The 24190-nt window shown below is 38.0% G+C and carries 24 protein-coding genes; 18 read left to right on the forward strand and 6 right to left on the reverse strand.

The window, feature by feature from the left end:
* Positions 1–30: 30 nt before the first annotated feature.
* From lipA to K8089_RS03860, 3 genes are read left to right on the forward strand one after another with little or no spacing between them, the layout of a single operon-like run.
* Positions 31–915, forward strand: coding sequence for a lipoyl synthase (gene lipA, locus K8089_RS03850; protein ID WP_237601961.1), 885 nt, complete (start codon positions 31–33; stop codon positions 913–915).
* Positions 916–929: 14 nt separating this feature from the next.
* Positions 930–1928 carry a type I glyceraldehyde-3-phosphate dehydrogenase gene (gap, locus tag K8089_RS03855; protein ID WP_237601962.1) on the forward strand — a complete coding sequence of 333 codons (999 nt, stop codon included), beginning with the start codon at positions 930–932 and terminating at the stop codon, positions 1926–1928.
* A 29-nt stretch (positions 1929–1957) separates the two neighbouring features.
* A complete protein-coding gene (locus tag K8089_RS03860) occupies positions 1958–4204 on the forward strand; it encodes a response regulator (RefSeq protein WP_237601963.1) in 2247 nt (748 codons plus the stop codon).
* 6 nt (positions 4205–4210) lie between these two features.
* On the opposite strand, the gene lpxK is transcribed toward K8089_RS03860, so the two are convergent.
* Positions 4211–5212: a tetraacyldisaccharide 4'-kinase gene (gene lpxK, locus K8089_RS03865; protein ID WP_237601964.1), complete on the reverse strand. Its 1002-nt coding sequence runs from the start codon at positions 5210–5212 to the stop codon at positions 4211–4213.
* A gap of 123 nt (positions 5213–5335) precedes the next feature.
* Here lpxK and K8089_RS03870 point away from each other — a divergent pair, with 123 nt between their 5' ends.
* From K8089_RS03870 to msrA, 3 genes are all read left to right on the forward strand, one after another.
* Complete coding sequence (locus K8089_RS03870) at positions 5336–6430, forward strand: Nif3-like dinuclear metal center hexameric protein (RefSeq protein WP_237601965.1); 1095 nt, start codon at positions 5336–5338, stop codon at positions 6428–6430.
* Between the two features lie 3 nt (positions 6431–6433).
* Entirely contained in the window at positions 6434–7216 is a 783-nt protein-coding gene (locus K8089_RS03875) for a zinc ribbon domain-containing protein (RefSeq protein WP_237601966.1), read from the forward strand.
* 110 nt (positions 7217–7326) lie between these two features.
* Positions 7327–7998, forward strand: coding sequence for a peptide-methionine (S)-S-oxide reductase MsrA (gene msrA, locus K8089_RS03880; RefSeq protein WP_237601967.1), 672 nt, complete (start codon positions 7327–7329; stop codon positions 7996–7998).
* Between the two features lie 36 nt (positions 7999–8034).
* Here the strand turns inward: msrA and K8089_RS03885 are convergent, their stop codons facing one another.
* Complete coding sequence (locus K8089_RS03885; RefSeq protein WP_237601968.1) at positions 8035–8841, reverse strand: class I SAM-dependent methyltransferase; 807 nt, start codon at positions 8839–8841, stop codon at positions 8035–8037.
* A 161-nt stretch (positions 8842–9002) separates the two neighbouring features.
* Here K8089_RS03885 and K8089_RS03890 point away from each other — a divergent pair, with 161 nt between their 5' ends.
* Both K8089_RS03890 and K8089_RS16510 read left to right on the forward strand, forming a co-directional pair.
* Entirely contained in the window at positions 9003–9161 is a 159-nt protein-coding gene (locus K8089_RS03890; RefSeq protein WP_237601969.1) for a lmo0937 family membrane protein, read from the forward strand.
* A gap of 40 nt (positions 9162–9201) precedes the next feature.
* A complete protein-coding gene (locus tag K8089_RS16510) occupies positions 9202–9333 on the forward strand; it encodes a hypothetical protein (RefSeq protein WP_262913894.1) in 132 nt (43 codons plus the stop codon).
* 65 nt (positions 9334–9398) lie between these two features.
* Here K8089_RS16510 and K8089_RS03895 read toward each other — a convergent pair whose 3' ends face one another.
* On the reverse strand, positions 9399–9671 hold the full coding sequence (locus tag K8089_RS03895) for a GNAT family N-acetyltransferase (RefSeq protein ID WP_237601970.1): 273 nt from the start codon (positions 9669–9671) through the stop codon (positions 9399–9401).
* Positions 9672–9763: 92 nt separating this feature from the next.
* Here K8089_RS03895 and K8089_RS03900 point away from each other — a divergent pair, with 92 nt between their 5' ends.
* The 10 genes from K8089_RS03900 to K8089_RS03945 all read left to right on the forward strand — a co-directional run bounded on the left by K8089_RS03900 (position 9764) and on the right by K8089_RS03945 (position 20802).
* Positions 9764–10477 (forward strand): hypothetical protein, encoded by a 714-nt coding sequence (locus K8089_RS03900; RefSeq protein ID WP_237601971.1) that lies wholly within the window; start codon positions 9764–9766, stop codon positions 10475–10477.
* A gap of 41 nt (positions 10478–10518) precedes the next feature.
* Positions 10519–11781 carry a kynureninase gene (gene kynU / locus K8089_RS03905; protein WP_237601972.1) on the forward strand — a complete coding sequence of 421 codons (1263 nt, stop codon included), beginning with the start codon at positions 10519–10521 and terminating at the stop codon, positions 11779–11781.
* 93 nt (positions 11782–11874) lie between these two features.
* A complete protein-coding gene (locus tag K8089_RS03910; protein WP_237601973.1) occupies positions 11875–13299 on the forward strand; it encodes an FAD-dependent oxidoreductase in 1425 nt (474 codons plus the stop codon).
* Between the two features lie 71 nt (positions 13300–13370).
* Complete coding sequence (locus K8089_RS03915) at positions 13371–13823, forward strand: RidA family protein (protein WP_237601974.1); 453 nt, start codon at positions 13371–13373, stop codon at positions 13821–13823.
* Positions 13824–13861: 38 nt separating this feature from the next.
* Complete coding sequence (locus K8089_RS03920) at positions 13862–15304, forward strand: aldehyde dehydrogenase (RefSeq protein ID WP_237601975.1); 1443 nt, start codon at positions 13862–13864, stop codon at positions 15302–15304.
* A gap of 109 nt (positions 15305–15413) precedes the next feature.
* Complete coding sequence (locus tag K8089_RS03925; protein ID WP_237601976.1) at positions 15414–16199, forward strand: SDR family oxidoreductase; 786 nt, start codon at positions 15414–15416, stop codon at positions 16197–16199.
* 56 nt (positions 16200–16255) lie between these two features.
* The gene (locus tag K8089_RS03930; protein WP_237601977.1) at positions 16256–17353 is read left to right on the forward strand and encodes an amidohydrolase family protein; all 1098 of its coding nucleotides are present in this window, start codon (positions 16256–16258) and stop codon (positions 17351–17353) included.
* The gene (locus K8089_RS03935; protein ID WP_237601978.1) at positions 17337–18473 is read left to right on the forward strand and encodes a hypothetical protein; all 1137 of its coding nucleotides are present in this window, start codon (positions 17337–17339) and stop codon (positions 18471–18473) included. Before K8089_RS03930 ends, K8089_RS03935 begins: the two co-directional genes overlap by 17 nt.
* A 116-nt stretch (positions 18474–18589) precedes the next feature.
* A complete protein-coding gene (locus K8089_RS03940) occupies positions 18590–20146 on the forward strand; it encodes a peptide MFS transporter (protein WP_237601979.1) in 1557 nt (518 codons plus the stop codon).
* Between the two features lie 11 nt (positions 20147–20157).
* Complete coding sequence (locus K8089_RS03945; protein WP_237601980.1) at positions 20158–20802, forward strand: O-methyltransferase; 645 nt, start codon at positions 20158–20160, stop codon at positions 20800–20802.
* 20 nt (positions 20803–20822) lie between these two features.
* On the opposite strand, the gene K8089_RS03950 is transcribed toward K8089_RS03945, so the two are convergent.
* The 3 genes from K8089_RS03950 to K8089_RS03960 all read right to left on the reverse strand — a co-directional run bounded on the left by K8089_RS03950 (position 20823) and on the right by K8089_RS03960 (position 24079).
* A complete protein-coding gene (locus tag K8089_RS03950) occupies positions 20823–21110 on the reverse strand; it encodes a twin-arginine translocase TatA/TatE family subunit (RefSeq protein ID WP_237601981.1) in 288 nt (95 codons plus the stop codon).
* A gap of 122 nt (positions 21111–21232) precedes the next feature.
* On the reverse strand, positions 21233–23539 hold the full coding sequence (locus K8089_RS03955; RefSeq protein ID WP_237601982.1) for a M1 family metallopeptidase: 2307 nt from the start codon (positions 23537–23539) through the stop codon (positions 21233–21235).
* A 36-nt stretch (positions 23540–23575) separates the two neighbouring features.
* Positions 23576–24079 carry a DUF6702 family protein gene (locus K8089_RS03960; protein WP_237601983.1) on the reverse strand — a complete coding sequence of 168 codons (504 nt, stop codon included), beginning with the start codon at positions 24077–24079 and terminating at the stop codon, positions 23576–23578.
* Between the last annotated feature and the right edge of the window lie 111 nt (positions 24080–24190).

Consider the following 24190-nt stretch of genomic DNA (forward strand, 5'->3'; position numbering starts at 1 on the left):
GGGGCTTTTTTTCGTACTTTTGTTACCCATATGAGCACAGAAACTATAGAAATCAAACAGGCTCCAGAACGTTTGGGACCAAAGCCAAAATGGATACGCGTTAAACTTCCTACAGGAAAAAAATACACCGAACTCCGCAACGTTGTTGACAAGTACAAACTCAACACAATTTGCACCTCTGGCAGCTGTCCAAATATGGGCGAATGTTGGGGTGAAGGCACTGCAACTTTTATGATTTTAGGAAACATTTGCACGCGTTCATGTGGCTTTTGCGGTGTAAAAACTGGAAGACCCCAAACTGTGGAATGGGATGAGCCCGAAAAAGTAGCACGCTCCATAAAGTTAATGAAAATAAAGCATGCTGTTGTAACTTCGGTGGACCGAGATGATCTAAAAGACATGGGGTCTATTATTTGGGCGGAAACTGTAAAAGCCATACGGCGAATGAATCCGGAAACGACTTTGGAGACTTTAATTCCAGATTTTCAAGGTAACACCCGAAACATCGATAGAATAATTGCAGTAAAACCAGAAGTGATAAGCCACAATATGGAAACGGTAAAACGCTTAACTCGCGAAGTACGCATACAAGCAAAGTACGAACGCAGTCTAGAAGTTTTAAATTATTTAAAACAATCTGGAATGCCGCGAACCAAAAGTGGAATTATGCTCGGTTTGGGTGAAAAGGAAGACGAAGTATTTCAAACAATGGAGGATTTAAAAAATATTGGGTTAGACATTTTAACAATTGGCCAATATTTACAACCTTCAAAAAAGCATCTTCCCGTGAAAGAATTCATTACCCCAGAGCAATTTAAAAAGTATGAAACCGCTGGTTTAAAAATGGGTTTCCGTCATGTAGAAAGCGGAGCTTTGGTACGCTCATCGTACAAAGCACAAAAGCATCTTACCTAAATAGAATTAGTAAAATGAATAAAAAAATAACCGTTGGCATAAATGGTTTTGGCCGTATAGGCCGCAGTGTTTTTAGATTGTTGCTCAACCACCCTTCAATTGAAGTGGTAGCGGTAAACGATTTGGCAGACACAAAAACATTGAGCCATCTTTTAAAATACGATAGTATTCACGGGGTTTTAAAAGAAGAGATTTCACATACTAATAAACAAGTTACTGTCGCCGGAAATACCATTCAGTTTTCTTCGGAAAAAAAGATTGAAGCTATTTCTTGGGGAAATGTAGATGTTGTTATTGAAAGTACTGGCAAGTTTAAAAGCAAAAGTCAACTAGAAAATCACTTAAAAAATGGCGCTAAAAGGGTAATTCTTTCTGTACCGCCCTTAGAAGACGATATTAAAACGGTAGTATTGGGTGTAAATGACGACATCCTCGAATCGGACGATTTAATAATTTCCAATGCTTCCTGCACAACCAACAATGCAGCACCTTTGCTTAAAATAATAAATGAACTTTGCGGAATTGAGCAGGCGTATATTACCACAGTACATAGTTATACTACAGATCAAAGTTTGCACGACCAGCCGCATCGCGATTTACGTAGAGCGCGCGCAGCGGGACAATCTATTGTGCCAACAACAACAGGTGCGGCAAAAGCACTCACTAAAATTTTCCCCGAACTCTCAGAAGTAATTGGTGGTTGCGGTATCCGGGTTCCCGTGCCAAACGGCTCTTTAACCGATGTAACCGTAAATGTAAAAAAGGAAGTTACCATTGCTGAAATAAATAATGCTTTTAAAAATGCTTCGAAAAACGCGTTGGCAGGAATACTTCAATACACCGAGGATCCTATTGTTTCTATAGATATTGTGGGCAATCCACACTCCTGCATTTTTGATGCAGAAATGACCTCCGTTATAGGAAAAATGGTAAAAATAATTGGATGGTACGACAACGAAATAGGCTATTCATCCAGAATTGTAGATTTAATTGAAAGAATTTCAGTGAAATAACTATATTTATTCATTACTTAAACTTATTAATGCACCTACCTCGTTTAAAATACAAGATTTTCTTCCCGCTTATCTGGTGCTTACTTATTTCTATTAAGTCATTTTCTTTTCAAATTAAGGATACCATTGTCGCCATTAAACAGTTACAGTTTTCGGGAATAAAAGCCTTGGAAACAGAAAACTTTATGGATGCCATCAAATATTTGAATGACGCCAATAAGCTAGCTTCAATTCCGAAATACAGAAGCTACAAGCCCGATGTAGAGCTAAATATAGCCGAACTGTTTTACGCTTTGGAATATTTTGACAAAGCAATTGAAGAAGTAGAAAAAGCAATTGACAACAAGGAGACCTCTAAAAGTCCGTATAAGCTTAGTAAAGCCTATAATCTCTATGGAATTATACTTATTTCACAAGGTAAAATTCCGAAGGCGGCAAAGTACTTAAATAAAGCCGATTCCATATATACCGTAATGGAAGATGACAATAGAAAGGCAGACTATTTATATGGCCAAGGATTGTTAAAACTTCACCAAGCCAAATACGTTGAAGCTATTGCCAATTTAAAAACCGCTGCCGAAAGTTACCAAATACAAAAATTACCATTTCAAGAGGCCAATGCGTATAGTCGTCTTGCAGACGCATTAACCCTTGTAGACGCATCAAATTACCCCAACCCTTTGGCCGAAGCCAAAACAGTTTTAAAAAAGGTTACCGATATTGCAAATGCCCAAGGTTATTCAAAATTATTGATAGAAAAACGTCGCATCAATTCGCAGATTTATATTGCAGAGAAAAAAAATGTGAAAGCTGAACAAGAGTTTAGATATTACATTAGGCACAAAGACTCGTTGCATCAAATTCATTTAAAAGCAATTGAGCAAGGCTTGCAGGGCGAATCTGCCATTGGCGATTTAAACCAAATTATTGCCAACCAGCAAAATCATTTAAGAAAACAAGACAAATCACTGTTTTTTGGCAAGTTAACAGGGTGGCTCAGTATTGCTTTAATTTTAATACTTTCATTATTAACACTTTCACTTTATAAAAACAACAACCTAAGAGCAAAGGCCAACGAACTTTTACAAGATAAAAACACCGAGCTTCAAGAAGCAAAAGTGAATGCAGAGCGCGCCTCTCAGGCTAAAGCGCAGTTTCTGTCCACCATTACCCACGAGTTGCGCACTCCAATGTACACCGTTACAGGATTAACACATTTACTGTTAGAAGAAGATCCAAAACCCGAACAAAAGGAACATTTAAATTCACTTAAATTTTCTGGTGAATATTTACTATCGTTAATCAACAATATTTTAGACCTCAACAAACTAGAGGCAAACAAGGTTGAACTTGAAAAAGTACCATTCAATTTAAAAAAACGAATAGACGGTGTTTTAATAGCATTAAAAAAATCTGCAGAAGCAAAAAACAACAAACTTCATTATGAATACGACAGTACGTTGCCAAATATTGTGCAGGGCGATTCCTTAAAAATATCTCAGATTCTCATCAATCTTATTAGTAATTCTATCAAATTTACCGAGAATGGCGATATCTGGATACGGGTAACAACAGTGGAAAAATCTGCAAAAAAAGTTACCGTTCGTTTTGAAGTTGAAGATACAGGCGACGGAATTTCAAAAAAGAAACAGAACACCATATTTGAATCTTTTGCACAAGGTTCGCTTCAAATTAATAGAAAATACGGCGGTACTGGGTTAGGCCTTTCCATTGTAAAAAACCTGTTAGAGCTAATGGGAAGTAAAATTTACTTGGAAAGCAAACTAGGTGAAGGTTCCAAATTTTGGTTTGATGTTCCCTACGCAGTTTCCGAAACCAAAGCCACTAATAAAGAAACTGAAAAAATAGATGTAGTTGTTGAAAACGACACACTCGAAAACAAAAAGGTTTTAATTGTTGAAGACAACAAGATTAACCAAATGATTACCAAAAAAATTCTCGACAAAAAAGATATGATCTGCTCTGTTGTCGATAATGGCATGGATGCAATAAAACAGGTTAAAGCTGAAGATTTTGACGTAATATTGATGGATATTCACATGCCCGGAATTAGCGGAATAGAAGCCACAAAGCAAATTCGTGAGTTTAATAAAACCGTGCCTATTATTGCATTAACTGCAATTACTATTGAAGAAAATTTAGAAGATTTCTACAAAGCCGGTTTCAATGAATTTATCCCCAAACCATTTAATGCCGAAGATTTCTTCGAAAAAATTAAACGAGCTATTCGCGGAAACGAATTTTTAATACGGTAATTACCGTCACCGTACGATTGCTTTTTTCACAGAATTTCTAAAATGCGTTTCTGCATTGTTTAAAATAACAGTCTTTATTGGCAAGTAATAGATTTCGGTCGCATTGGCAATGGTTTGCAACCGCATAAAATCCTTTTCGGTAGTTAGTATTAATGCTTCCTTTTTAAATTGCTCAATTTCAGAATTTGTAAAATTATGATGGTCTGCAAATGTACTTTCCGTAAACTCCAAACCTTCTTCTTTTAAATACGACACTAATGGTTTTGGATTGGCAATACCCGTAACCAAAAGAAATGGGCGATCTTTTAAATACGAAAGTGATTTTTGTTCTGCGTTATTTTTTATTTGGGAAGCATAGCCAATTTTCGAAAAGAATATTTCTTGACTGGGTTTTGGGTTTAGTTTCCTTTTAATAGCTTCAACCGCCGTATCGCTTATGTTTTCAGGACATTTTGTTACAACAATAAGGTCGGCACGATTTGCTCCAATTTTGGGTTCGCGCAAATTTCCCGTTGGCAGCATACAATCGTTGACGTACAATTTATCAAAAGCCGTTAACAAAATATTGAACGAAGCTTTTACTTTTCTATGCTGAAAAGCGTCGTCCAACAAAATTACGGAAGCCTTTTCGTGAAGTTTCTCAATCCCAATCTGTCTATTTTCGCAAACGGCAACAGGTATTTCGGGAAATTTCTTTTTAAACTGAAGCGGTTCGTCGCCTACTTCTGCTGCACTATTTGTGGGCAATACTTCGCGATAGCCCGTAGTTTTTCGCTTATAACCTCGACTTAAAATTGCAAGCCGATTTTCCGCTTTTAATATTGAAACCAGCAATTCTATCATTGGCGATTTACCAGTGCCACCGGTAGAAAGGTTTCCAACGCAGATAACTGGAAAATCATAGGCTTTGCTTTTTAGCCAGCCTTTATCGTAAAGCCAGTTGCGCAGCGCTGTAATTGCACCGTATAACAGCGAAAAAGGGAAAAGTAGTTTTCGAAGCAAGTTCATTTCACGAAAGTACGAATTCCCACGAAAGTGGAAATCACGACCAAGAGTATTTCAAAAAACAGAAGTAAGTTTCAATTTCTTCAAAAAATTATTTAAACTACTATCTTTACTAAAATTAAAAAAATGAAGATAAAGGAAGTTATTTCGCTCCTCGAGAAACTCGCTCCGCTCTCCTATTCTGAAGGTTTTGACAATACCGGCCTTTTAGTTGGCGATGCAAATGCAACAATCACAGGCGTGTTGGTTACATTAGACACTTTAGAAAATGTGGTGGATGAAGCAATTGAAAAAAACTGTAACCTTATTGTGAGTTTTCATCCCATAATTTTTTCGGGATTGAAAAAAATTACCGGAAAAACCTATGTTGAACGCGTAGTACAAAAGGCCATAAAAAACGATATCGCCATATTTTCTAACCATACTGCGCTCGATAATTCGTGGAATGGCGTAAACGCAATGATTTGTGAAAAACTCGGAATTATTAATAGAAAGATATTGATTCCACAAAATAGCAGCATAAAAAAGCTTATCACTTTTGTGCCGTCAAAAGACGCAGAAAATGTACGAAACGCATTGTTTGAAGCAGGAGGCGGCAATATTGGCAATTACGAAAATTGCAGTTTCAATATTAAAGGAAACGGCAGCTTTAAAGGGAACGAAGCCGCGAACCCCGTAATTGGCAAAAAAGGTGAAATTCATTTTGAAGAAGAAACGCAGATTGGAATTACCTTTGCAAAACACCTTCAAAATAATATCTTAAAAGCTCTTTTTGAAGCACACCCATATGAAGAAGTAGCTTACGAAGTAACTACACTTGAAAATCCAAACCAAAATCTAGGCATGGGAATGGTTGGTGAACTTGAAAATGCAATGAATGAAACCGAATTTTTGCAATTTCTAAAAACCACAATGGCAACAGAATGTGTGCGGCATTCTGCACTACTTCAAAAGCAAATAAAACGGGTTGCTGTGCTAGGCGGCAGCGGAAGTTTTGCAATTGAAGCTGCTAAAAATGCTGGAGCAGACGTCTTTATTTCGGCAGATTTTAAATACCATGATTTCTTTAAGGCAGAAAACACGCTACTTTTGGCAGATATTGGGCATTATGAAAGCGAACAATTCACAAAAGACCTCATACATTCTTTCCTTAAGAAAAAAATGACTAATTTTGCAGTCCTTTTATCACAAATAAATACCAATCCTATTAGCTATTTATAATTTATGGCAACAAAAACCGAAGTTACTGTTGAAGAGAAGTTAAGAGCATTATACGACCTTCAACTTATTGATTCAAGAATAGATGAAATTAGAAATGTTCGTGGCGAGCTTCCTTTAGAAGTTGAAGATCTTGAAGACGAAGTAGCCGGCATGAACACTCGTTTAGAAAAACTAAATGCCGATCTTGAAGTAATTGAAGATCAAATTAAGGAGAAGAAGAACAATATTGAAGAGTCTAAGTCACTCATCAAAAAATACGCCTCTCAGCAAGATAATGTTCGCAACAATCGTGAGTACAATTCCTTAACAAAGGAAATTGAATTTCAGGAATTAGAAATTCAACTTGCAGAAAAAAACATAAAAGAATTTCGCGCACAAATCGAGCAAAAAAGTCAAGTTATTGAAGACACAAAAGCTCGCTTTAACGAGCGGTCTGAACATTTGAAACACAAGCAAAACGAGCTTGACGAAATTTTAAAAGAAACTGAAAAAGAAGAACAATCGCTTATAAAGCAATCTGAAGCTTTTGAAAAGCAAATAGAAGCCAGACTTATAAAAGCATACAAACGAATTCGTGCTAATGTAAAAAATGGTTTGGCTGTTGTGCCTGTTGAACGCGGAGCATCTGGCGGTTCTTTCTTTACCATTCCACCACAGGTGCAAATGGAAATTGCTGGCCGTAAAAAAATTATTACAGACGAGCATAGTGGTCGTATTTTGGTAGATCCAGACCTCGCGAATGAAGAACGCGAGAAAATGGAAGCAATGTTTACCAAACTAAAATAAGCAGACAAAATTAATATAACAAAGCCTTCACATAAAGTGAGGGCTTTTTTTGTACATTAATTGCAAGGTTTTTAATACATCGAAGACCAATTATCAAAAAAATCAAATACATGAAAAAGATAACGGTAATAATTGCAAGTATTTTCTTTATTTCGTTGCAGGGTGCCTGTAAACCCTCTAATGAAAATCAAAAACAAGCAGAGGCAATTGCCCAAAAAGAACAAATGCCAGTGCAAACTGAAACTGTTGACGGTCTAAAAAAAGCATATTTTGCTAGTGGTTGTTTTTGGTGCGTTGAGGCAATTTACGAAAGTGTTAATGGCGTTAAAGAAGCTGTATCGGGCTATAGTGGTGGGCAAACTAAAAACCCAACTTACGAAAATCACGCAGACCACGCCGAAGCGGTAGAAGTTATTTACAACCCAGAAATTGTAAGTTTTAACCAGTTGGTAGATGTGTATTTTGCATCCCAAAACGTAACTCAAATTAACGGTCAAGGCCCAGATCGCGGAGCATCATATCGCTCCATAATTTTTTATCAAAACAATACTGAAAAGAAAATAATTGACCAAAAAATAGCCGCATTAAACAAGGATTTAGGCGGAGATAAAGTGGCTGCCCAAGTTTTACCGTTTCAAAAATTTTGGAAAGCGGAAGCCTATCACCAAAATTACGAGCGTAATAATCCTGGAAATCCATACATTCAAAATGTTTCGATTCCCCGATTGAATAAGTTTAAGAAAAAAATGCCAGAGCTATTAAAGAAAGACGCAGCTCACTAAATTTTGTACAACATTTCATTTTAAAAATCCACAACTTTAATTTGTGGATTTTTTTATTGCTTTTACTTCAAAAATTAAAGGGTACAGTTTATTCTGCAATTCATACATTCCTCCCCTGTTTTTTATCAATCCGGGAAAAACGTCATAGGGAGAAGCATCGTGTTCGTTTAAAAATTCTATGTGAAGTCCAGCTTCCGAAAGCGATGTAATTACTTCACCCAAACTGTGGTTCCACCCGTATTCTTTGCTTATCATTTTTGAGTTTTTTTCGGCATAAGTTCCTTCGTATTCTTCATAAATGAATTTCTTTTGTTGATAGCCGTATTTCATAACTGGAGGCGAAACGGTATAATCAAACATCCAAGCAATGGGGTGGAATTCTACGATGTAGAAAAAACCACCGGGCTTTAATCTTTCTGAAATCATTTTTGCCCACGGTTTTAAATCAGGCAACCAGCCAATAGTACCGTAGCTGGTAAAAACAATATCGAATTTTTCCGAAATATTTTCCGAAGTATTTAAAACATTGCAACAAACAAAATTTGCGTCCAGTTTCAATTCTGAATTTAATTGTTTCGCCAACTTTATGCCTTCATCTGAAATATCGACCCCGGTGCATTTGGCTCCCAACCGCTGCAAACTCAACGTATCTTGCCCGAAATGACACTGCAGATGTAAAATATTCTTGCCTGCAATATTTCCCAAAGCGTCCACTTCATATTTATTTAATGAGGATTTACCATTTTTGAAATTATCTAAATCGTAAAAATCACTTTCTGCGTGGATAGCGACTTTACTATTCCACGTTTTTCTATTGGTTTCAAATTTTTCAAAATGTTCCACACTATTAATTTTTAGAAAAAGCAACAACCAATAACACAGAAAACACAATCGTTAACGCTTTTGGTATTATTTTGCAATTTTCGTTAAACATCGGTTAAATTTTATTAGAAATGATAGCTTTTGTTGTAGTTTTAAATTTATTAACATTAAAAACTAACATCATGGGCGATATCATTTGGTTAATTGTAGTACTCCTAATTTTAGGTTGGCTAATAGGTTTCTTCGGATTTGGAGAAGCTGTAGGAAGCCTAATTCACATTTTATTGGTCTTAGCAATTATCGGTATTTTATATCGATTGGCAACTGGACGCCGACCTTAATTTTAAAAAAAATCACTAACCTTAAACATCAAAACTAATTATGAAAAAAGTATTTTTAATTTTATTCGCAGTAGGCTTAATGAGCACTAGCTTTGTAAGCTGTCGGGAAAACAAAACCGTTGGAGACGAAATTGAAGACGTAGCCGACGATATAGAGGATGCAGTAGATTAAACTTTGTAAAATTCTATAATAGAAAACCCTTTCAATATTTTTTTGAAAGGGTTTTATTTTTTCGGCTACTTCGCAACAATCGATTTCCATTCGGGGTGTTTTTCAATGTATTTCTTTATAAAGGGACAACGGGGAACAACTTTTAACCCTCTTAACTCAATTTCTAACAAGACCATTTCGGTCATTTCGCTCGCAACCCCTTGACCGCTCAGTTCTTTGGGAACCTCTGTATGATTTAGCGATAAAACGCCAGGTTTTACAGAATATTCAATAATGGCTTTATGGCCATCCACTTCGGCTTCATACCGATTCAGTTCTTTATTATCAATCACACGCATTCCAGATAGAGTTTATTGTTTATAAACATTAAAAATACAAAAAAATTGAAAGCCAAAAGTATTCCTTACTTTTACATAAAACATTTCACTCTATGAAATTTACTTATATTCTGTTATTTTCAGCGTTAGCGATGGTAAGCTGCAATAACAACCAAAAAACTTCAGAAAATGCCACTTTAAATGATGTAGTACTGGAGAATGATTCGCTTCAAAATATAGATATTAGGCATAAAATTGCAAATGCCAACGGTTTTCAAGATTGGAAAGATGTTTCAGATATGGCTTTCACTTTTAATGTAGATCGCGGCGACAGTCATTTTGAGCGCGCTTGGATTTGGAAACCAAAAACGGGCAATGTACAAATGATTTCTTTAAAAGATACGCTGCGCTATAATCGCTCAAAAATGGATAGCCTAATTAAAAAAACCGACGCAGCTTTTATAAACGACAAATATTGGCTATTGGCACCGTTTCAACTAGTTTGGGATGAGGGAATTTCTTTTTCTGAAAAAGAAAATGTTCCTGCTCCAATTTCAAAAGACACGCTTAACCAATTAACTATTGTTTACGGCGACGAAGGCGGTTATACTCCCGGCGATGCTTACGATTTTTTTTACGATAAAAATTTCAAAATAAAAGAGTGGAATTACAGAAAAGCAAACGCCGAAAAACCTACTATGACTATCACTTGGGAAGATTATAAAAACTACAATGGCCTTGAAATCGCGACGATGCATAAAGATAGTACTGGCAATTTTAAGCTATATTTTACCAACATTTCAGTAAAAAAAGAAACTGAAAATTAATTCCTATTTTTGTAAAAGTCGATAAAAATCAACGTATCCAAATGTTCCAAAACTCTTTAGAATACGCAAAAAAACAAGACGCCGAAGATGCTTTGGCTTCCTTTAGAAATAAATTTCACATTCCAAAAAATGACGGGGGTGAACCACTAATTTACCTCTGCGGTAACTCGCTTGGTTTGCAGCCCAAAATTACTTCGGAATATATAAAAGAAGAACTCGCAGATTGGGCAAACCTTGGTGTTGAAGGTCACGTAGAAGGAAAACACCCCTGGTTGCCGTATCACGAATTTCTCACTGAAAATATGGCCAAAATTGTTGGTGCAAAACCTTCGGAAGTAGTTGTGATGAATACGTTAACGACCAATCTTCATTTAATGATGGTTTCGTTTTTTCAACCCATAAAAACCAAATATAAAATTGTAGTTGAAAGCGATGCTTTTCCTTCTGATAAATACGCAGTTGAAAGCCAGTTGAAGTTTCATGGCATTGATCCAAAGGATGGGCTAATTCTATGGAAACCTCGAGCTGGTGAAGAACTCTGCCGTTTTGAAGATTTGGAAGAAATAATGAAAACCCACGGAAACGAAATTGCTTTGCTAATGATTGGCAGCACCAATTATTACACGGGTCAATCTTTTCCGTTGAAAAAAATTACCGAGCTGGGTCATAAATACGATTGTTTGGTTGGTTTCGATTTGGCACACGGGGCGGGAAATATTCAACCCAACCTTCGCGAAACGGGCGCAGATTTCGCTGTTTGGTGTACGTACAAATATTTAAATAGCGGCCCAGGAAGTTTAGGCGGTTGTTTTGTTCACGAACGCCACGCAAACAACGAAAACCTAAATCGTTTTGCGGGCTGGTGGGGCCACAATAAAAGAACACGTTTTAATATGCGCCAAGATTTTGACGCGCTTCCCGGTGCCGAAGGTTGGCAACTCAGCAATCCACCAATACTATCAATGGCTGCCATTCGCGCGTCGTTGGATACTTTTGCCGAAGCGGGTTTTGAAAACCTTCGGAAGAAATCTGAAAAGCTAACTGGCTTTTTAGAGTTTTTGATGGATGAAATGAATAATGATGCTATTAAAATTATAACACCGCGAAATCCTGAAGAACGCGGCTGTCAACTTTCAATTCAGGTGAAAAGTGCCGATAAAAGTTTACACACAAAACTTACTGAAGCTGGCGTAATTAGCGACTGGCGCGAACCAGACGTAATTCGCATTGCCCCTGCTCCACTTTACAATAGTTTTGAAGATGTGTTTATGTTTTCAGAAAAATTAAAAGAAGTTTTGAAATAACCTAAAATGTCTCCCCGAGTGCAGTCGTGGGGTCAAGCTTCAACAAAACTGTGAATAAAAGGTCTCGACTGCGCTCGACCCGACAAATTAAAGATGAGCAAAAACCAAAACATACTAATCATCGGTGCCGGCCTCTGCGGAAGCCTTCTCGCATTGCGTTTGGCACAACACGGCTTCAATATAACCCTTGTTGAAAAAAGGCCAGATTTGCGAAAAGTAACTTTAGATGCAGGTAGATCTATAAACTTAGCACTCAGCGATCGCGGCTTACGTGGTTTGCGTTTGGCAGGTGTGGAAGAAGCTGCCAAAGAACTTCTAATTCCAATGACGGGGCGGATGATTCACGAAAAGTCCGGTAAAACATTTCTGAGCCCGTACAGCGGCAGAAAGGACGAATATATAAACTCCGTTTCGCGCCCCGGACTAAATATGCTTTTATTAAATGAAGCTGAAAAAATGCCTAATCTGAAAATAATTTTCAACCAAACTTGCAAAGAAGTTAATTATGAAACTCCTTCAGCAACCTTTGAAGATTTTGAATCGGGTGACGAAACCACTTATAAAGCAGATGTTATTTTCGGCACCGACGGCGCGGGCTCGGCAGTTAGAGCGAGTATGATTAACGACAAAGATTTTCTGCTGAATATTTCGCAACAATGGCTGGGGCACGGCTACAAAGAACTTGAAATTCCTGCCACCGAAAACAACGGTTACAGAACCTATAAAAATGCGCTTCACATTTGGCCACGTGGCGAGGATATGCTCATTGCGTTACCAAATTTAAACGGTAGTTTTACTGTAACACTGTTTCTTCCGTATAAGGATAGTGATTATTGTTTTGAAAATCTTACTACCCCACAAAAGGTTGAGGAGTATTTCAAAAAAGAGTTTCCCGATGTTTTGGAACTAATTCCAAACTTGACCGAAGTATTCTTCAACAATCCTGTGGGCGCCATGGGCACTGTAAAATGCGATCCCTGGCACCGCTTCGGAAAAATATTATTGATGGGCGATGCCGCACACGCAATGGTTCCTTTTTACGGCCAAGGGATGAATGCTAGTTTTGAAGATGTAGCTGTTTTTGACGAAGTTTTAAATCAATATAAAGACAATTTACTTTCAGGAAAAACCTCGTGGGAAACCATTTTTGACGACTATGAAAAAGTGCGTAAAAAAGATGCAGATGCCATTGGCGAGTTGGCTGTTGATAATTTTGACGAAATGAAAGCGCATACGGGAATGGAGTTATTTCAGAAAAAAAGAAAGCTTGAAACTGCTTTTGAAACAGAATTCCCGGAAGAGTATTACAGTAAATATTCTTTGGTTACCTTTAATGAATCAATTCCGTATTCCGAAGCAAAAAAACGCGGCAGAGCCCAAGACAAAGCTATTTTAGGATTGCTGCACGACGGAAAACTGCCTGAAACTATGCCTTTAAAGGAAAAACTGGAAGCCGTAAAAACTCAAACTGAAGTGATTTTAAACGCTAATGAAAAGGCCGATTATTTAAAATATTAATAAAATTATTCTGAAAAGATTAGGTTTTAAAGCCTTGCAGGATAATTTAAAAAATTCCAAAAATAAAAATTATGAGCAAAGACGAAAAAGATTCCCGCCTTCACGGGAATTTAGTAGAAGGAAAAGCAACACCACGCGGTGCCTATCCACACATTAAACGCGCTGGCGATTTCTTATTTGTCAGTGGCACAAGTTCGCGTTTGCCCGACAACACCTTTGCCGGCGTTAATAAAATTGACGAAATGGGCACGATGTATTTCGACATTAAAGAACAAACCCGTGCCGTACTAGAAAATATAAAAGACTACCTCGCCACAGAGGGAGCAACAATGGCAGATGTGGTTGATGTTACCACCTTTCTGGTAAATATGAACGACTTTGGCGGGTACAATCAGGTTTATGCCGAATATTTTAATAAGGAAACGGGACCGGCCCGAACCACGGTTGCCGTACATCAATTGCCGCACCCACATTTGGTTGTTGAGATTAAAGCAATGGCCTATTTTCCAATCGCAAACGAATAATAGTCTAAAAACCTGTTAGGTTTGAAAAATATTTTAAATTGAAAATCCTAAACTACATAAACGGCGAATACCTTGAACCACTTTCAAAAAAATGGTTGGATAATTACAATCCTTCCAATGGCGAAGTGTATTCGCAAATTGCAAGTTCAAATGCTGAAGACATTGAAAATGCATATCAAGCAGCAAGAGAAGCATTCCCAAAATGGAGCAACACAACTATCGACGAGCGCAGCCGAATTCTTCTAAAAATAGCAGCTTTAATTGAAGAAAAACTGGTCGATTTAGCTGAAGCCGAAGCAAAAGACAACGGCAAACCCCTGAGTCTGGCATTGACAGTTGACATTCCACGAGCCTCTTCAAACTTTCGCTTTTTTGCTAATGCAATCACACAGTTTTCTAGTAAAGCGCACGAAAGTATCGGTTTGAACACGATGAATTTCACACTTCGTCAACCAATTGGCGTCGTGGGTTGTATTTCGCCGTGGAATCTACCGTTGTATTTATTCACTTGGAAAATCGCACCAGCAATCGCAGCGGGAAACACAGTGGTTGCAAAACCCAGTGAAATTACGCCGATGACCGCTTTTCTTTTAGGTGAAATTTGCACCAAAGCAGGCCTGCCAAAAGGCGTTTTAAACATTGTACACGGCACGGGACCTTCTGCTGGGCAAGCCATAGTTGAACATAAAAACATAAAAGCAATTTCCTTTACCGGCGGAACAAAAACTGGCGAACACATTACCCGTACTGCTGCCCCAATGTTTAAAAAACTGTCGTTGGAATTAGGCGGGAAAAACCCAAACCTCATCTTTGCCGATTGCGATTACGAAAAAATGCTGGAAGTAACCGTTCGTTCTTCTTTTTCAAATCAAGGTCAAATCTGCCTTTGCGGAAGTCGGATTTTTGTTGAAAAGGCGATTTTCGAAAAATTCAAAAAAGATTTTGTAGAAAAAGTAAAAGCGCTAAAAGTTGGTAATCCTTTTGACGCTGAAACAAATATTGGAGCTTTGGTTTCAAAACCACATTTAGAAAAAGTAGAATCGTATATTAAAATTGCCGAAAAAGAAGGTGGAGAAATTCTTTTCGGTGGAAATAGAGTAAATGTAAAAGATTTCGAAAACGGCTATTATTTAGAACCAACTATTATCGAAGTTTTTGACGATCAGTGCCGCGTAAACCAAGAAGAAATCTTCGGCCCTGTTGTAACGATTATGCCTTTTGAAACCGAAGAAGAAGTTTTAAAAATGGCGAATTCGGTTAAATACGGTTTATCTGCCACACTTTGGACTTCAGATTTAAACCGAACGATGCGTATTTCAAAAGAAATTGAAGCAGGAATAGTTTGGGTAAATACGTGGCTTAACCGCGATTTACGAACTCCTTTTGGTGGTATGAAAGACAGCGGTGTAGGCCGTGAAGGTGGTTTTGAAGCTCTTCGATTTTTTACGGAAGCGAAGAATGTGTGTATTAAATATGAATGAAATCAAAATCGAGTACAGTAAGAAATGTCCTCCGAGCGCAGTCGAGGGATTTCTTAAAAGTTAAAATGCTTAAAATAGGTCTCGACTGCGCTCGACCTGACAAGAAAATATGAACATAGACTTAACAAATAAAAACGCACTAGTCTGCGGAAGTACCGCGGGAATAGGAAAAGCAACCGCCATTTTGTTGGCAAAACTTGGAGCAACCGTGTCTTTGGTTGCACGCGATGAAGAAAAACTCAAAGAAACCTTGATTGATCTTGCGCACGATAAAGGCCAAAAGCACAACTATTTTGTAGCAGATTTTACCAAACCCGATGAGGTAAAAGAAAAGGCCGAATTGGCGGCCTCTATTAAAACTTTCCATATTTTGGTGAACAATACTGGCGGGCCCAAAGGCGGTCCTATCTTTTCGGCAACTACTGACGAGTTTGAAAAGGCGTTTTCAATGCATTTGGTTTGCAATCAAATCTTGGCGCAGGCTCTGGTTCCAGGAATGAAAGAGGCTGATTATGGCAGAATTATTAATATAATTTCAACTTCGGTGAAACAACCTATTGACGGTTTGGGTGTAAGCAACACCATTCGCGGTGCGGTTGCCAGTTGGAGTAAAACTTTAGCCAATGAATTGGGGCAATTCGGAATTACGGTAAACAACGTTTTGCCTGGCTTTACCGCTACGGACAGGTTGGAAGACATTGTTAGCAACGCCGCAAAACGCACTGGCAAATCTGAAAAAGAGGCCAGCGAATTCATGAAAAGTCTCGTTCCAGCGCGACGCTTCGCACAGCCGGGTGAGATTGCAAATGCAGTAGCGTTTTTAGCGAGTGAAGCGGCAAGCTACATAAACGGCATCAATCTTCCGGTGGATGGCGGACGCACCAAAAGTTTGTAACTTTAGCATAAAATAGATAATAATTAAATAGATTCCCGCCTTCGCGGGGAATGAATATGAAACGAAAACTCCGCATCAACGGCCATTCACACCTCCTTCCCTATCCCGAGGAAATCCCACAATTCATGCAGGACAAAGGCATCTTTTGGGTAGATAAAGATCGTAAATATATGCTTCAAAAAGATTGGAGCCGTCCGGTTACAGATTCAAGTTTCTTTTTAAATGAGAAATTGGAATGGATGGAGCGTTTCAAAATTGATCACGCCGTAGTTTTAAATCTTTCACAACTTTACGGAAATGGTTTGCGCGTAGAAGAAATGAAACAAGCATTACGTTTTCAGAATGATTTTAATGCAAAAGTTCAACACGATAATCCGTCAAAATTTACCTGCGGATTCGTTGTACACCCAGGTTTTGTGCGCGGTGCCCTTTGGGAAATGGAGCGTTGTGTAGAAGAACTCGGAATGCAACTTTTGTGCCTGCCAACGCACTATATGGACACTATTGGAACTTGGCGGTGTATTTTTGACGAAGAAAATGAGCCTATTTTTGAAATGGCTTCAAAATATAATTTGGCAGTTGAAATCCATCCCTACGATGGCGAAAAATTCATAAAACTTGAGAACACCGCTTGGCGCTTTCACCTTATTTGGATGCTTGCACAATGTGCAGATGCTTATCACTTTTTAACCTTAAATGGGTATGCAGACAAATACCCGAATATGCGTACTTGTTTCGCGCACGGCGGGCAATTGGCACAAATTAATTTAGGGCGAAGAATTCAAGGTTTTGACGGACGTCCCGATCTTTTTGAAGGGAAAACACACCCGCGAAAATCGGTTGGCCACAAAAATATTTTCTTCGATACACTTTTACACGACACTGGTGGTTTGGAATTATTGGTGAAAAACCAAGGCAGCAAACAAGTATTGATGGGCTTGGACGATCCATATCCGTTAGGCGAAATGGAAAGTGCAGTGCAATCTTCCTACCCCGGAAAAATTTTAGACTTGGCGGTTGAGCAAAAAATAATTACCTCTGAGGAGTGCGATGACATTTGGGACAAAAATGTTATTCAATGGCTTTGTGGTGATGACGATGCAGCAAAGAAAAAATTAGTAAACCGAATTCTGGGCAATGACGGAGGTAGCTAAATTTTATATGCTATCGCATATATGCATTTCCTTTATTGGTGGGGTTTTGCTGCTTGCACTTTGGTTTAATATTCGCGCGCGATTTAGCCAGCTTTTGGAAGAAGACGAATCGCAAAAAAGAGTGGATAAAGGATTGCTCTACCTCAGTTTTGCAATGTTTATTTGGGTGATTTCTGGTTGCTGGATTTACGGCGGAACCGTTTTCAATTTTACCGAAACCCAAGGATTTTATTTGGGAATAAACTTATTTTCAATTGTTAACAATATGTTTTTATTGTTGGCACTTTTTTATTTTTATTACGCTCCTAAATTTATTTATCACAATAAAAAAAACATCAAAAAAATTGTGATTGGTATTGTTTTCACTTCTATCATCACTTTTCTTTTACCGTTATTTCTGAAAGAATACAACGTTGTAAACAACATACGCATCAGCGGCATTCCAGATTTGCTGCTTTCAGCATTTCTCTGTTATTTACTCGGTATATCTTTTTACAGAACCTTTGTTTATAGAGGTTTGAAGGTAATAAGTTATATTTCGGTTTTTGTAATTCTGCTCATATTTGCTTCTCAAATTTCCGAAGTATTTTTAAACTTTGGCACCGATTTCAGCAATAACTTTATTAAAATAATCGCGAAGACTTTGTTGATTTCAATATTTTTGGTTTTGGCAACTACTTGGGTAATTCGGCTAGCAAGCACCCCGAAACCGAACGAAATTACAATTCATTTTCTGGATTGGAGTTTAGTAAAACTAAATATTCCAACGAAAAACATTTACGAGCAAACCATCGATTTTGGTTCAAAAACCACGCAATATAAAAATCTGTTGAAATTCGCCATCCGTAGAAAATACGCTGATGGCGACTCGCAAACTATTCCTGTAGCGCTCGGTGGCGAAATAAAAAACCAAACCTACTTAACGCGAATTATTGAAAACATAAACGATATTCTTCAATTAAACGATACTGAAAAACTGGACAGACGCGATCTTTTCACTTTTATTGGCGAAAGCAAATACCGTTTACGCATCGTTCCGAATAATATTATAATCGATAAGGCCTTGCTAGTAGAATTCGCTGAAAGTGTCGAAAACACAGATTATAAAGCGTTTTTGTAACTCATTGTAACCGCATTCACAATTAATCACATTCCGCTATTTTTTAGTATTATTTAAAACAGCAAAACGGTACTTCTACAAACTGTTCTACATTGCTCCAAATTAAAAATGTAATTATGAGCAATATAATTTCCGAAGCAAAACAACCTCAACTTTTTGGCCACCCCAAAGGACTTCTTTACTTATTTTTCGCTGAATTGTGGGAGCGGTTTTCCTTTTACGGTATGCGCGCTTTGTTGGTTCTGTATATGACGAAGCACCTATTGTACGATGACGATATGGCTTTTGGAGTCTATGCCGCTTATATGTCATTGGTTTATGTAACGCCAATGATTGGCGGGATTTTGGCTGATAAAATTTTAGGTTACCGAAAAGCGATAATTCTCGGCGGAGTTTTAATGGTGTTTGGCCACTTTTTCCTTTCCATTGAAATGCCTATTTTCTTTTATGGTTCTCTGGGATTGATAATTGTTGGCAACGGATTTTTTAAACCTAATATTTCGTCTTTCGTTGGCGAACTTTACGCGCAGGGCGATGCTCGGCGCGATTCGGGATTTACTATTTTTTATCTCGGCATAAATTTAGGTGCGGCAATTGCACCACTTTTATGCGCTTGGTTTGCCATAACTTACGGCTGGCATTATGGCTTTGTTTTGGCGGGAATTGGAATGGTTACGGGTCTTTTGGTTTTTAAAAGTGGCCTGAAAAATAATGTTTTCGGAAATAAAGGTCACGTGCCAAATCAACAAGTTTACGATCAAAAATGGTTTGGTTTAAACAATGGGAAATTAATTGTAATTCTGGCAATTATTTCAGTTGTGTTTTTTGCAACACTTGTTCGCTTCAATGAATTTGAAGGATATTTAGTGTGGTTTGTATCTGCATTTTTAGTTTTCTATATTGGATACATTTTTACAACCGTCAGTTCAAAAGAAAAGAAGCGATTAATTGTAGCGGTTTACTTTACCATTTTATACACGCTTTTTGCAGCAATCTTTGAACAAGCAGGAAGCTCGTTGACACTATTTGCCGATAGAAATGTAAATTTAGTGGGAATGGATGCCGCCGGCACAAATAGTATAAATGCAGGTTTCATTATTCTCTTCGCCATTCCGTTTTCAATGCTTTGGACATTTTTAAGCCGAAAAAAAGTAAATCCGAATTCAGCTGTAAAATTTGGACTGGGTTTGATTTTTCTCGGTCTGGGCTTTTTAGTTTTTGCACTTTCGGCTCACAGCGTTGACGATTTTGCCAAAACTTCAATGAGTTATTTGGTAATTGGATATCTGGTTTTAACCATTGGGGAATTGTTTCTTTCGCCAATTGGGCTTTCAAAAATGACGGAACTTTCACCTTTAAAATATGTAGCTTTTATAATGGGTGTATGGTTTTCAGCGAATTTTTACGGGCACTTTTTTGCAGGAAAAATTGCGAAGTTAACCACAGTTTCGGAAAGTGGAGTAAATGTTTTTGCCCAAGGAATTTTTGGAACAATTACCGAATATATTACCGGTTTAACGCCGCAAATTGCTTCTGGGCAAAGCGATGTGTTTCAGCAATTGTTTTCCTACGTTTCTGTATATTCAAGTTTTGGAGTAATTAGTGTATTTGTGGGTATATTTGCAATATTAATTTCGCCAGTTATTAAAAAGATGATGGACGGCATTCACTAAAAATTTTAAAAATGAATCTTCTTCCCGAAAAAATAAACGATTACGTTGAAAAACATTCGCAACCCGAGCCCGAATTACTTCAAAAACTGAATCGTGAAACTTGGCAAAAAGTGCTCGTACCGCGAATGTTGAGCGGGCATTTGCAAGGTCGGGTTTTGAGTATGCTTTCAAAATTAATTCAGCCTAAAAATATTCTTGAAATAGGAACTTACACGGGTTATTCTGCCTTGTGTTTGGCTGAAGGAATGCGGGAAGCTGGCGAATTGCACACTATCGATATCAACGAGGAATTGTTCGATTTTCAACGTAAATATTTTGATGAATCTCCCTTCGGGAAACAAATTATTCAGCATTTAGGAAATGCTTTGGAAATAATTTCGCAACTCGACAAAACCTTCGATTTGGTATTTATTGATGCCGATAAAAATAACTATCCCAACTACTTCGAATTAATTCTTCCGAAGTTAAAAAAAGGTTCGGTTATTTTAAGCGATAATGTACTTTGGAGCGGAAAAGTAGTTGAAGATTTGAAGGAAGATGATGCAGATACAAAAGCACTTCTTTACTATAATAAATTGCTGAACGAGCATCCAAAATTGGAAACTGTGATTTTACCCATTCGGGATGGGCTGACAATTTCGCGCGTAATAGGCTAAATTCTTAACGAAGAAAAAATTTAGAACTTTCTTTTGATGGGCCCGGTAACCTCATCGACGTCTTCTTTAACTTGATCAATTTGTTTTTGGACGTCTTTGGTAATGTCTATATCCATGCCCTGTTTTTCGGCACTTTTGGTGATTTCAGATTTAATATCGTTGGTAGCATCTTTTACCTGCCGCATCGCTTTGCCCAGTCCGCGAGCAATTTCGGGCACTTTGTCGGCTCCAAAAACCAAAAGTATCATGAACATGATGAACCCTATTTCGGCGCCGCTAATAAAAAGAAAAATTGCCTGTGAAATCATGATGCAAATATACTAATGAGTTATGAGTTATGAGTGGTGCGTGGGGAGTTTTTCTGAAAATGATACGATAGAAAAACTCCTTCTCCAATAAGTTTTGAAGAAGGAATTTAATAGTTTTAAAATTAATCTGCTTTTGTTTTTTGTTTGAATTTTTCAAAAGCACCCAATTGTTTGTGTTTTGGCCAACTGTTGTTTGATGTATCAATATCGGCAGTTTCCTCATCGGGATCTACTTCAATTTTGGTGATTTCCTGTTCCGAAGCAATAACCTTTCCTACGGCTTGGTCATTTTTTCTCCAAATTTCTGCTGGATAAGTTACGCGCTGGGTACTGCCATCGCTATATGTATATTGTGCGATTATGGGCATTGGGATGCCTCCGGGTTTTTCAAAAGTTACTTCGTAAAAATATTTTGGACGTTTTAGTTTCGCGCGGTCTTCGGCTGGCACATTTTCCATAATATAATCATTGAGGGTAGTAACATCTTCTAATTTTGAATTGCGCATACTTTCTTCAAAATCTTCACTTTCCTCATCAATTAAGTAAACCAATGGCGGCAAGTCGCTTTCGGCAATGCCACGGGCGGCAATCATGGCTTTCACTTCCTTATTCATTTTTGAAGTAACGTAGAATTTTTTCACTTGCTTCACACCAATATCTACATAATCTGTGGTGTAGAACCATTCTCTCCAATACCAATCTAAATCAACAGCCGAAGCATCTTCCATTGTTCTGAAAAAATCTTCGGGCGTTGGGTGCTTAAACATCCAACGGTTTGCATAGGTTTTAAACGCGAAGTCGAAAAGCTCGCGCCCCATAATAGTTTCGCGAAGTATATTGAGCGCAGTAGCAGGTTTAGCATACGCATTTGCGCCAAAATTATAGGTGTTAAGGCCTTTAGACATGATGGGTGCCAACTGGCTTTGATCGCCAGCCATATAATCCACTATGTTTTTTGCGGGGCCACGACGCGACGGATATTTTTTGTTGGGCGCAATAGCTTCGGGGTATTCTTCACCAAAATCCTGTTCAGCGACATATTGGGTAAAGGTGTTTAAACCTTCGTCCATCCAGGTCCATTGGCGTTCGTCGCTGTTTACAATCATCGGGAAATAGTTGTGGCCTACCTCGTGAATAATTACGCTAATCATTCCGTATTTTGTGCGGTCGCTAATGCTTCCGTCTTTATTTGGGCGACCGTGATTCCAGCAAATCATTGGGTATTCCATCCCCTGATTTTTTGCACTTACTGAAATTGCTTTCGGATAAGGATAATCAAAAGTCATTCGCGAATAGGTTTTTAAAGTACTGGCAACAGCGCGCGTGGACCAATCTTCCCAAAGCGGATTTGATTCCGGCGGGTACAACGAAACAGCCATTACAGAGCCTTTGCCCATTTTTACAGCCATCATATCCCAAATGTATTTTCGAGAGGTTGCGAAGGCGTAATCGCGTACATTTTCTGCTTTAAACTTCCAAGTTCTCTTTGCAGTGGAAAAGTTTTTTGACGCAGCTTCGGCTTCCGCTTGTGTTACAATTATCACTGGTTTGTCAAACGATTTTTGAGCCGCTTCATAACGACTCATCATTTCTTTAGTGAATATTTCTTTTCTATTTTGAAGTTCGCCCGTTGCGTCCAAAATATGATCTGCAGGAACGGTAATATTCACTTCAAAATTTCCGAAGGGAAGTGCAAATTCATCCCTTCCCCAAAACTGGCTGTTTTGCCAACCTTCAACATCGTTATACACTGCCATGCGTGGATAGAACTGCGCAATTACATACCCGCGATTGCCGTCTTCAAATGTTTCGTACCCACTACGGGCGCGATTTACCACGTGGTCGTTAATGTTGTACCACCACTTAATGGAGAACACAAATTTTTCACCCGGTTTTAAAGTGGCTGGCATATCAACACGCATCATCGTTTGGTTTATGGTGTGTTTTAGTGGATTGCCTTTTGCGTCTTTTACTTCCAAAATATTAAAGCCGCCATCAAACGCATTGCCCATATAATTTTCTACAAAGCTGCCCGCCATATCAGCCGGCACCGCACTTGAAGACTCAATCAATGGCGATTTAGAATCTTTAGCCCTAACGTTTTGATCCAGTTGAACCCAGAGATATTCTAACTGATCTGGAGAATTATTGGTATAGGTAATGGTTTCAAAACCTGTAATTTTTTTGTTTTTATCATCCAAGGCAATGTCCATTACATAATCTGCTTGCTGTTGGTAGTAATTGGGTCCGGGCGCGCCACTTGCCGTACGAAACATATTGGGAGTAGAAAACTCTTCGTAAAGTTGTTTAAAACGGTTTGTATTGTAATGTCCGGGGTCGCGCTTTTGAGACTCTGTTTCATCTTGCGCCATAACTACGCCCGCAAAAAGGAAAAGCCCAGCAAATAAGAGGGAGCTAAGTAACTTCATAATAAATGAGGATTTTGAGAAATTGATTGCAATGTATTAATTAAATTTTAATATTCCCCGCGGCTCGTCTTTGTCAAGTATCAAACTACGGCGCGTGGTTGGGGTTTTTAAATGAATTATGTTTTGCTGTTCGTCAAACATTTCCATCAATACTTTATTTTCTATTTCTATCGATTTTATAGCTTTCACGTCTTCAACTTCTATGTAGGCAACCATCATATCGGTATCGTATTCTTTCCCTAAATAATTAAGTTTAACAGCTTTGCCGTTCACTTTTATATTTATCTTTTGAAGAAGGTATTGCTTCAAATCTTTATCGGCGGCTTCGGTTTCTTTTTTAGTATCGAGTGAAATTGAAGTATCGTACCGCTGTTGAAGCACATCTTCAATATCATCAGTGAAAATTTTAGTAATTATTTGAAGCGAATTTTTTTCCTTTACGTATTCAATTTTGGTAATACTAACATAAAATTTATGCGCCGATGCACCCGAAATCAAAGGGAAAACCATCAATAAAAGGAAAATATTGAAGTACTTCATTTAAAATAGAAAAATTGATAAAATATTAGACGGTCGTTAGAAATAGATGTTACAAATATCAGTTACTATTTTATCATCTTGATTAAAATAGATTAGCGGAGAACGGTTCTT

Origin of the sequence: Aequorivita vitellina (assembly GCF_022008365.1) — a bacterium.
Classification (GTDB): Bacteria; Bacteroidota; Bacteroidia; order Flavobacteriales; family Flavobacteriaceae; genus Aequorivita; species Aequorivita vitellina.

Excerpts from the sequence above, each read along its gene's own strand:
- lipA (WP_237601961.1), top strand. The coding sequence starts at position 31 with ATGAGCACAGAAACTATAGAAATCAAACAGGCTCCAGAACGTTTGGGA.
- gap (WP_237601962.1), top strand. The coding sequence starts at position 930 with ATGAATAAAAAAATAACCGTTGGCATAAATGGTTTTGGCCGTATAGGC.
- K8089_RS03860 (WP_237601963.1), top strand. The coding sequence starts at position 1,958 with ATGCACCTACCTCGTTTAAAATACAAGATTTTCTTCCCGCTTATCTGG.
- lpxK (WP_237601964.1), bottom strand. The coding sequence starts at position 5,212 with ATGAACTTGCTTCGAAAACTACTTTTCCCTTTTTCGCTGTTATACGGT.
- K8089_RS03870 (WP_237601965.1), top strand. The coding sequence starts at position 5,336 with ATGAAGATAAAGGAAGTTATTTCGCTCCTCGAGAAACTCGCTCCGCTC.
- K8089_RS03875 (WP_237601966.1), top strand. The coding sequence starts at position 6,434 with ATGGCAACAAAAACCGAAGTTACTGTTGAAGAGAAGTTAAGAGCATTA.
- msrA (WP_237601967.1), top strand. The coding sequence starts at position 7,327 with ATGAAAAAGATAACGGTAATAATTGCAAGTATTTTCTTTATTTCGTTG.
- K8089_RS03890 (WP_237601969.1), top strand. The coding sequence starts at position 9,003 with ATGGGCGATATCATTTGGTTAATTGTAGTACTCCTAATTTTAGGTTGG.
- K8089_RS16510 (WP_262913894.1), top strand. The coding sequence starts at position 9,202 with ATGAAAAAAGTATTTTTAATTTTATTCGCAGTAGGCTTAATGAGCACT.
- K8089_RS03895 (WP_237601970.1), bottom strand. The coding sequence starts at position 9,671 with ATGCGTGTGATTGATAATAAAGAACTGAATCGGTATGAAGCCGAAGTG.
- K8089_RS03900 (WP_237601971.1), top strand. The coding sequence starts at position 9,764 with ATGAAATTTACTTATATTCTGTTATTTTCAGCGTTAGCGATGGTAAGC.
- kynU (WP_237601972.1), top strand. The coding sequence starts at position 10,519 with ATGTTCCAAAACTCTTTAGAATACGCAAAAAAACAAGACGCCGAAGAT.
- K8089_RS03910 (WP_237601973.1), top strand. The coding sequence starts at position 11,875 with ATGAGCAAAAACCAAAACATACTAATCATCGGTGCCGGCCTCTGCGGA.
- K8089_RS03915 (WP_237601974.1), top strand. The coding sequence starts at position 13,371 with ATGAGCAAAGACGAAAAAGATTCCCGCCTTCACGGGAATTTAGTAGAA.
- K8089_RS03925 (WP_237601976.1), top strand. The coding sequence starts at position 15,414 with ATGAACATAGACTTAACAAATAAAAACGCACTAGTCTGCGGAAGTACC.
- K8089_RS03930 (WP_237601977.1), top strand. The coding sequence starts at position 16,256 with ATGAAACGAAAACTCCGCATCAACGGCCATTCACACCTCCTTCCCTAT.
- K8089_RS03935 (WP_237601978.1), top strand. The coding sequence starts at position 17,337 with ATGACGGAGGTAGCTAAATTTTATATGCTATCGCATATATGCATTTCC.
- K8089_RS03940 (WP_237601979.1), top strand. The coding sequence starts at position 18,590 with ATGAGCAATATAATTTCCGAAGCAAAACAACCTCAACTTTTTGGCCAC.
- K8089_RS03945 (WP_237601980.1), top strand. The coding sequence starts at position 20,158 with ATGAATCTTCTTCCCGAAAAAATAAACGATTACGTTGAAAAACATTCG.
- K8089_RS03950 (WP_237601981.1), bottom strand. The coding sequence starts at position 21,110 with ATGATTTCACAGGCAATTTTTCTTTTTATTAGCGGCGCCGAAATAGGG.
- K8089_RS03955 (WP_237601982.1), bottom strand. The coding sequence starts at position 23,539 with ATGAAGTTACTTAGCTCCCTCTTATTTGCTGGGCTTTTCCTTTTTGCG.
- K8089_RS03960 (WP_237601983.1), bottom strand. The coding sequence starts at position 24,079 with ATGAAGTACTTCAATATTTTCCTTTTATTGATGGTTTTCCCTTTGATT.